The sequence below is a fragment of the Oleiphilus sp. HI0125 genome (assembly GCF_001635355.1).
Genome location: NZ_LWGF01000472.1, coordinates 1 through 286 on the forward strand (window position 1 = coordinate 1; position 286 = coordinate 286).

1 protein-coding gene is annotated in these 286 nt (G+C 40.2%); it reads right to left on the bottom strand.

Annotated elements, in window-relative coordinates; translation table 11 throughout:
- The coding region (locus tag A3762_RS27220; RefSeq protein ID WP_197469069.1) for a hypothetical protein at positions 1 to 286 on the bottom strand (286 nt) is incomplete at both ends.

Sequence of the window (286 nt, forward strand, 5' to 3'; positions counted from 1 at the left end):
GGCCTCAACACCATTGAATGATTTACAAAACTGAAACCAATCTTCTGATGCGGTATGTCGACGCATTTCGAATAGGTCTTGCGTACCTTTGGAATCATAAAAAGCCGTAACAGAGGACTTAAAACCCACTTCTTGCGTCACTTGTTTTACTTTTTTGTTGTAGTCATTTGGTTGTCCATTAGGGAAGCAAAAGTCTCTATCTACCTTGCCCAGTTTTTCATCTAAAAAGCGCATACAAGTGTGAAGTTCAGTATGCAACTGCTCATTACTAACTTGCCCAAGCGAA